At 71.4% G+C, this 8,151-nt stretch carries 8 protein-coding genes; 2 read left to right on the top strand and 6 right to left on the bottom strand.

Annotation, left to right across the window (positions count from 1 at the left end):
- Window positions 1-793: 793 nt before the first annotated feature.
- The gene (locus IU476_RS00310; protein ID WP_324193799.1) at window positions 794-1,606 is read right to left on the bottom strand and encodes an SAM-dependent methyltransferase; all 813 of its coding nucleotides are present in this window, start codon (window positions 1,604-1,606) and stop codon (window positions 794-796) included.
- Between the two features lie 154 nt (window positions 1,607-1,760).
- Between IU476_RS00310 and IU476_RS00305 the strand changes: the two genes are divergently transcribed.
- The gene (locus IU476_RS00305) at window positions 1,761-2,033 is read left to right on the top strand and encodes a hypothetical protein (RefSeq protein WP_195095356.1); all 273 of its coding nucleotides are present in this window, start codon (window positions 1,761-1,763) and stop codon (window positions 2,031-2,033) included.
- Between the two features lie 156 nt (window positions 2,034-2,189).
- On the top strand, window positions 2,190-2,939 hold the full coding sequence (locus tag IU476_RS00300) for a GAF and ANTAR domain-containing protein (protein WP_195095355.1): 750 nt from the start codon (window positions 2,190-2,192) through the stop codon (window positions 2,937-2,939).
- A gap of 1 nt (window position 2,940) precedes the next feature.
- Here the strand turns inward: IU476_RS00300 and IU476_RS00295 are convergent, their stop codons facing one another.
- From IU476_RS00295 to IU476_RS00275, 5 genes are all read right to left on the bottom strand, one after another.
- Complete coding sequence (locus IU476_RS00295; protein ID WP_195095354.1) at window positions 2,941-3,336, bottom strand: hypothetical protein; 396 nt, start codon at window positions 3,334-3,336, stop codon at window positions 2,941-2,943.
- A 127-nt stretch (window positions 3,337-3,463) separates the two neighbouring features.
- Window positions 3,464-4,732, bottom strand: a complete 1,269-nt coding sequence (locus IU476_RS00290) for an MFS transporter (RefSeq protein ID WP_324193798.1) — start codon at window positions 4,730-4,732, stop codon at window positions 3,464-3,466.
- Window positions 4,733-4,952: 220 nt separating this feature from the next.
- The gene (locus IU476_RS00285; RefSeq protein ID WP_195095351.1) at window positions 4,953-6,308 is read right to left on the bottom strand and encodes a tetratricopeptide repeat protein; all 1,356 of its coding nucleotides are present in this window, start codon (window positions 6,306-6,308) and stop codon (window positions 4,953-4,955) included.
- A 166-nt stretch (window positions 6,309-6,474) separates the two neighbouring features.
- Window positions 6,475-7,677: a lipid-transfer protein gene (locus IU476_RS00280; protein WP_195095349.1), complete on the bottom strand. Its 1,203-nt coding sequence runs from the start codon at window positions 7,675-7,677 to the stop codon at window positions 6,475-6,477.
- Window positions 7,670-8,116, bottom strand: coding sequence for a Zn-ribbon domain-containing OB-fold protein (locus IU476_RS00275; protein WP_438943960.1), 447 nt, complete (start codon window positions 8,114-8,116; stop codon window positions 7,670-7,672). Before IU476_RS00275 ends, IU476_RS00280 begins: the two co-directional genes overlap by 8 nt.
- Window positions 8,117-8,151: the final 35 nt, after the last annotated feature.

Genomic DNA, 8,151 nt, shown 5'->3' with positions numbered 1-8,151 from the left:
TTTTCGGGGCACGGCGTCCACGCATCACTCCATGCGCAATGCGCGCCGAACCCGAATATCTACACAGAAAATAGGGATCGAACACCGTTGTTGCGATCTACCGCATGCGGGCGAATCCGGGACCGATTCGACTCTCGCCGCAATACCGCCCCGTGTGCCCCGTCAGGAATTCATGGCAGCGTCGGCTGCTTCGGATTCCACACTGTAACCGCCCCTCCGTCGCGACGCGACGTCCAATTCCGGAACGAATTCCGCTGTCCTGCTCGGCTGCAAGTCTACGACCAGACGCTCCGATTCGCACCACCCACCACGACAGCGCGCAGACGGAGAGATTCGGGGCCGAAAAACGTACCGGGCGCCCGTTTCTGAGAAATGCAATTACATCTTGCAACGCACGGGCAACTCGTGCCCGCCCACGCCGACCCGACCCCCGCGAACGTCGGAATCACGCGGTGACATCGATATTCACCCGCCCCCGCGACCGTTCGCGCGGGTCCCGGCGGACCCCGCGCACCGCCACGCCGCCCGATAACCACGAATCGGCCGCACTGTTTCCGATCACAACGGGGACCGGCCGAAGACTCGAAACGAAATCCTCGCCGGAACCGCCCCGCCCCACCGGACCGCAGCACACCGGCGGCATCGTGTTAGCTATTTCACTGGCGGACCGTCCGGCTATGACCGGACGACCTGCGGCGACAACACCGTGCCCCAGGAACCGGGGGCCCGCCGAGCCACCCCTGTGCACTTGCTCGGCAACACGAAAACCATGCTCCGAGAGCGGTTTCCGGAGTCAGGGTTTGCGGGCCACCGCGCCGTACAGCGACACCTGCTTGTCGTGGCCGCGCGGGTGCTCGATGCCCTCGTTGCGCCAGCGGTGGATCACCTCGACCCCCGGTTCCACCAGTTCCAGGCCCTCGAAGAACCGGGCCACCTCGGCGCGCGAACGCGGCTGCACCGGAATGCCGCGGTCGATGTAGACCTGCAGCAGGCGGGCCATGCCGTCGGGATCGTCCGGGCCGTCGTCGAATTCGGTTGTCACGTGCGACATCGCGAGATAGGAACCCGGGGCGAGCGGCTCCATCAGCGTGCGCACGATCTCGTAGACGTCGCCCGGCACGAAGTGCAGCAGCGCCATCAGCGACACCGCCACCGGCTGCGAGAGGTCGAGGGTCGCGCGCAATTCGGGCGCGGCCAGGATGGCGGCCGGATCCGCGGCGTCGGCCTCCACGTAGGCGGTGCGGCCCTCGTGCGAACTGACCAGCAGCGCCCGCGCGTGCGACAGCACGATCGGGTCGTTGTCGACGTACACCACGCGCGATTCCGGCGCGAGCTCCTGCGCGACCTGGTGCAGGTTCGGCGCCGTCGGGATGCCCGTGCCGATGTCGAGGAACTGGCGGATGCCCTGCTCGGTGAGGTAGCGGGTCACGTGCCGCATGAACTCGCGGTTGGTGCGCGCGGTCACCCGGACCGCGGGAAACTCCCGCAACGCCTGCTCGGCCGCCTCCCGGTCGGCCTCGTAGTTGTCCTTGCCGCCCAGGAAGTAGTCGTACATCCTGGCCGAGTGCGGGATGTCGGTGCGCAGGTCGAAAGGACCGTCGGGCACGGCAAAGTCTCCTTGTGCGTCGAAATGTCAACAGCGGTACCCCGGAGGTATACCGCATTCCGGCCGGCCGTCCCCGCCGATCTCGGGCATTCGACCACAGGGCCGCCATCCGGCATCCTCGACGGGTAACCACCCGTTCCACCGGAAGCGCACCATGCCGTCTCGACGAACCGCACCGAAGGCCTTGTCCGACATCGATATCCGGCAGCTCGCCGCCGACCTCGCCGCGGGCCGCTCGCCGACCGTGTGGTTCACCTCCGCCGCGGTCGGCATCGAGGAAGGACGGTCCGGCACCCTCGTCGCCATCGCCGACCCGGCCGAGCCCGATCACCTGCGGGTCCGGCCGAGCCGCTGCACGGACGTCCTCGCCTTCTCCCCCAGCGAACTCACGCGCACCCGTCCCCGGCGGTCCGGCGCGCACCGCTGAAGCCGTCCGGGCGGGGCATGTCGAGGGGGCTGGCCGACCGGCGGCGTGCGACCCCTAGGCGTGCGGACGCCGACGGGGGTTGAATGGGACGGTTGGGCAGTCTCGGTGCGCCGTCGCGATCCCTGCGGTGACGGCATGACGTTACGGGGTTCGCCGATGCCGCATCGGAGGCGCCGCGGGTGGGCGACAGGCGAAGGCGCGCAAGCTCTTTCGGCATCGGAGACTCCGGTCGTCGACCACGCGGTCGGCGGCGTCGTGGGCGTGATCGCGCGGAGCCTGCCGGAGGGGGCCGCGATCGGCGTGACCCTGCGGGGTGAGGACGGCGCCGAGGGCACGCCGATCGCGGCCTCCGCGCCGCTGGTGGCGCGGGTCGGGGAGATCGTCGGCGAACTCCGCACGGGCCCGGAGCGGGCCGCCGCGGCCGGGGCGGTGGCGGTGTCCGTGCCCGATCTCGCCGCCGAATTCCGCTGGGACGGTTACGCGGAACGCGTGCTGGCGCTGGGTGTCCGGTCGGTGCTCTCGTACCCGGTCGACAGTCCCCGCGGGCCGCGCGCGACGCTGGATCTGTATGCGCCGCAACCGGATGCCTTCGACGACGGCGTGCGGCGCGTGGCCGAGGTGAGCGCGCGGCACATCGGACGGCTGCTGGGCGCGGCGACGGATGTGGCGAACCGGACGCGGCTCAACGAGAAGCTGCGGCGGGCGCTGGCCGCCCGCGGCGTCGTCGACCAGGCCGCCGGAATCCTGATGGGCCAGCGGCGATGGACTCAGGAGCAGGCCTTCGAATTCCTGCACGAGGCGGCTCGGCAGCGCGACGTCGAACTGGCCGCCCTGGCCGCGGACATCGTCACCCGCGCCACCGGAACCGCGCCGCCACTACCGCATTTCGACGAATCCGGCCGGTGAGCTACGCCGCGGTCTCGGCCACCGGTCGCCCGGAGCGCACCCAGGCGACGGCGAAGGCGATCGCGAACGCCAGGTGCACGACCAGGAACACCCGCGCCAGGTCCCGCGCTTCGCCGCTGATCACACCCCAGACGTCGTTGGCGGCGACGACACCGAAGCCGACCAGGTCGGCCAGCACCACAGTGTTGCGCACCGCGGCCGGCGCGGCGTCGCGCGACATCCAATTCAGCACGGCGACACCGAGGAACGGCCCGCTCAGCAACCGCAGCAGCGCGATCAACTCGGACGAGGCGTCCTCGGGCACCGCCCCGACGCCGAACTGCGCGGGAACCACGAGCAGCGCGAGCCCGATGAGCCCCAAGTAGAGGGCGGCGACGACCAGCAAGTACCTGAGCATGAATCCACTTTCCCTACGGGCACGGCGGCAGCGGGCCGTCCCCAACTCTCGGACGCCCCATTCTCGCCGTCCGCACGGCCGCGCGAATCGGTGGAATCGCCGGTTCGGCCGCGCACACCGGCACGGTTCAACGACTGCGCGCCACCGCCGGACGGGGTTCGTGCTCGGCACCGGCGAGCGCCCGGGACCGCGCGATCGGCGTCAGCGACAGCGGCGTCGCCAGCACGAGCAGCCCGGCGACGGCGATCGCGGCGCGCGGTCCGGCGAATCCGGCCAGCACACCCCACAGCGCGGTCAGGGTCGCGATGCCAGCCTTGGTGGCGATCGACCAGGCCGCCAGTGTGCGAGCGATCCGATCCGCCGGAATCTCACCGTACCGGTACGTCGCCAGCACGGGGTTGAACACGGCACAGCAGGTGATCAGCCCGAATTCGACGACCATGACGAGCACCAGCCCGGCGACGCCGGGACCGACGAACGCCAGCGGAATCAGCCAGCCGGCGCGCAGCGCCCCGGCGGCGAACATGACCCGGTACTGCCCGAATCGGGCGACCAGCCCGCGGGCCAGCCGGGCCCCGGCCAGGCCGCCGAGGCAGGGCACCGCGAACGCCAGGCCGTACTGCCAGGGCGCGAATCCGAGCCGCCCGAGCAGCAGGACCGCCAGCAGCGGCTGCGTGGCCATGATGAATCCGTTGACCACGATCACGTTGCCGAACAGCGGCCGCAGCACCGGGTGGGCCAGCAGGTAGCGCCACCCTTCGAACAGGTCGGCGAGGCGCAGCCGCCGCTCCGCGGTGCGCGCGGGCGCGGGTTCGGCGCCGCCGATGGCGCGGAGGCCCGCGGCCGACAGCAGGAAGCTGACCGCGTTCGCCACCACGGTCACCACCGGGCCGAGCAGTCCGACCGCCGCCCCGCCCAGCGGCGGGCCGAGCATGGTGGTGGTCCACGACGTGGCCTCGAAGCGCCCGTTGGCCACGAGCAGGTCCTCTTGGCGCACAATCGATTTCAGGTAGGCGCCGCTCGCCGCGGTGAAGGTGATGTCGGCCGCGGCGACCACGATCGACACGACCAGCAGGTGCGCGAACCCGAGCAGGCCGAGCAGACACGCGGCGGGCACGCTCAGCAGCATCACGCACCGCAGCAGATCCATCGCGATCATCACCGGGCGCTTGCGGCGGAACTCCACCCAGGGGCCCAGCGGCAGCGCGACCACCGCGCCCACCGCCAGTCCCGCGGCCGCCAGGCCCGACACCGCGCTCGGCCCGGCGTCCAGCACCCGGATCGCGATCAGCGGGAACGCGTCGAACGCGAGCCAGGTGCCGAGCGCGCTGACGCCGTATGCCGCCCACAGCCACCCGAACGGCCGCCCCAGCGACTGCCTGTCCCGCCTGCCCACGCCGCCACCGTTCGCTCGAATACCCGTGCTGACCACCGACATCGAAGCCGACGGGGTCAGGACGGTCAAACAATCGGCGGCGAGGTGCGCCACAACCGTCGGTTGTGCGGTCAGGCACTGCCGGTTCGCGATCGGGCTCTCGGTGCCCCGAGCGAGCGCGAGACGATGCGGTACATCCGGCCTCCGAAGCACCAGGATTCGGTGGGCGGAGACGCGCGACTCAGCCGCCCGATCCGGTGCGGGTGTGCCGGGAAGCGTTGCGCCAATGGTCGATCAGGCCGAGGATCTGGGGGATGTAGACGTGATCGGGCCCGGCGACGCGCTGGAGGGCGGCCAGCGTCTGGTCGAGAGTGGTGAGGGCGTCGCGGACGTGGCCGGTCTCGGCGCGGGCGTCGGCGAGCCGGGCTCTGGTGAGCAGGGTTTCCGGGTGTTCGACGCCGAGGACGCGGGTGCGGGTGGTGAGGGTGTGGCGGAACAGGCCGACCGCCTTGTCCGTGTTCCCCGCCTCGCGGTGGGCGGCGGCGAGGTCGAACAGGGTGTCGTAGATGTCGGGATGGTCGGCGGGGAGCAGGCGCTGGCGGTCGGCGAGGACCGCTTCGTAGAGGTCGATGGCCTCGTCGAAGCGGTGCTCGGTGCGGTAGGCGGTGGCCAGGCTGTGCCGGGTCGCGAGCGTGTCGGGGTGGTCGGGACGCAGCCGCTCCTGCACGGCGGCGTTCTGCTCCAGGTACGGAATCGCTTCCGCCACACGGTTGTCCGCCCACAGGGCGGTGGCGAGATTGCCGCGCAGCGAGAGGGTCAGGTCGTGGTCGGGGCCGAGTTCGGGGTCGTTCTCGGTGTGGCCGAGGGCATCCCGGAACAGGGCGGCCGACTCGGTGAAGCGGCGGGCGTGGTGGTACGCCGAGGCCAGGTTCAGGTGCGCGCCCAGGGCATCGGACCGGTCCGCGTCCGGAATGCGGCCGAATTCCGTTGCGACGTGCTCGAATTCGCCGATCGCCGCGGTCACCCGGCCGGTCACCAGGTAGGCGTGCGCCAGGTTGCTGCGGAACGCGAGCAGGTCGCGGTCGTCGGCCGGGAGCGCCGCGGCGCCGTCCGCGACCACCCGCTCGAACTGCGCGATGGCCTCGTCGAAGCGACCGGCGTAGAACAGCATGCTCGCCAGCCCGCCGCGCAGGTGGACAGCGCCCGCCTCGGGAACCGAATCACCCGGCGGCAGCGCGTGTTCGAGCACAGCGACGGCGATGTCGGTGCGCCCGGCCTGCCGGTGACAGTCGGCGAGGTTCAGGCACGCCTCGACGGTCGCCCGGCTCGCCGCGCCGTGTGCCCGCGCGCGCTCGGCGTACAGGCTCTCCCACAGTTCGGTTGCGCGCGTGGTGTTCCCGCGGGCTCGATACGCGGCGGCCAGGTGCGCGCGGATGGTCATGGTGTGGCGGTGGCCGGGTCCGAGCTGCGCGTCCGCGGAGGGCAGCAGGTTCTCGCCGATCTCCGCCACCGTGGCGTGGTCGGAGACCTTGACCATCGATTCGAGCATCTCGACGCCGCTGCCGATGATCTGTTCCCAGTCGACGCTGTCGGTCATGTCGCCGGTTCCACCCGTCCTCGTCCTCGTCCCCGGCAGCGGCGTCTCGTTCGTCTCGTTGTGGGGTGTGCCTGATCGCGTTGTGCCCTCAGAGGTTACGGAACCGGCCGCGGCGGTGGCGGACCGCACCACCGGTCCGCCCCGCGCGTTTCGGTACGGGAGTCGTTCAGCGCGTGGCGATGATCGCCGAGCCGTGCCCGAACAGGCCCTGGTTCACCGCGATGCCCGCGAGGGCGTCGTCCACCTGGCGGCCCTGCGCCTGCCCGCGCAACTGCCAGGTCATCTCGCAGATCTGCGCGATGGCCTGCGCGGGGATCGCCTCGCCGAAGCAGGCCAGCCCGCCGCTGGGATTCACCGGCACCCGGCCGCCCAATGTCGTTGCGCCGCTGCGCAACAGGGCCTCCGCGCCGCCGGTCTCACAGAGGCCGATGTCCTCGTACCAGTCGAGCTCCAGCGCGGTGGACAGGTCGTAGACCTCCGCGAAGGACAGGTCCGCGGGCCCGAGCCCGGCCTCCTCGTAGGCGGCCTGCGCGATGGCGGAGCGGAACGTGCGCGGCGGCGGCTCGACCGCCACGGCCGAGTCGGTCGCGAAGTCGGGCAGGTCGAGCACGGTCTTGGGGAACGTCGGCGTGACCGTCGACAGCGCCCGGATCCGCACCGGATCGGTGACGCCGTGCCGGCGCGCGTACTCCATCGAGGTCAGCACCAGCGCGGCGCCGCCGTCGCTGGTCGCGCAGATGTCCAGCAGGCGCAGCGGGTCGGAGACGATCGCCGACGCGGCGACCTCCTCGGCCGACACCTCCTTGCGGTAGCGGGCATACGGGTTGTTCAGGCCGTGCCGGGCGTTCTTCACCTTGACCGCGGCGAAGTCGTCCAGCGTGGCGCCGTGCAGCGCCATCCGCCGCCGGGCGTACAGCGCGAAGTAGATGGGGTTGGTCGCGCCGAGCAGGTGGAACCGCAACCAGTCCGGGTCGTCGCGGCGTTCCCCGCCGACCGGCTGGAAGAAGCCCTTCGGGGCGGCGTCCGCGCCGACCACCAGCGCCACGTCGGTCAGCCCCGCCAGGATCTGCGCGCGGGCATTGGCGACGGCCTGGGCGCCGGACGCGCAGGCGGCGTAACTGCTCGAGATCCGCGCGCCCGACCAGCCCAGCGCCTGGGCGAACGTCGCGCCGGAGACGAAGCCGGGGTAGCCGTTGCGGATGGTGTCCGCGCCGGCGATGTAGCCGACGTCGCGATGGTCCACACCGGCGTCGGCCAGCGCGGCACGCGCGGCGACCAGACCGTATTCGACGAAGTTGCGACCCCACTTGCCCCACTGGTGCATCCCCGCACCGAGGACGGCGATATCGCGAGAATTGGCGTCAGGCATCGACCGGCCTCCACATCCACACCGTGTGCTCGGCGTCCTCGTCCTCGTACAGCACGCCGACGGTCAGCTCGACCGGCATGCCGACGGCCAGGTCGTCCACCGTGAGGCCGCGCACCACCTGCCCGAGGACCACCAACTGCTCGACCTCGAGTTCCACCGCCGCGACGACGTAGGGCTCGAACGGGTCGGGCGAGACGTAGGGCGGGGGCGGCTTGTACCGGGCATCCGCGTACGACCAGATCCGGCCGCGCGTGGAGAACAGGTACTCCGCCAGCTCGGAGCCGTCCTGCGCGCTCGCGCACCGCGGGTTGCGGCAGGCCAGGGTGTTCCGCGGGAAGTACGGGGTGCGGCACACCTCGCAGCGGCTGCCCACGAGCCGTACCGCGCCGTCGTCCGCCGTGAACCAGCCGTCCACCGCGGGGCGTTGTTCTTTCTGCACGCACCCGACGGTATAGGAACACGTTCTACTTTGGC

The organism is Nocardia blacklockiae (assembly GCF_015477355.1).
Taxonomy (GTDB): Bacteria; Actinomycetota; Actinomycetes; order Mycobacteriales; family Mycobacteriaceae; genus Nocardia; species Nocardia blacklockiae.
The sequence above is the reverse complement of the archived record's forward strand: the minus strand, read 5'-3'. Positions and strand labels throughout refer to the sequence as shown.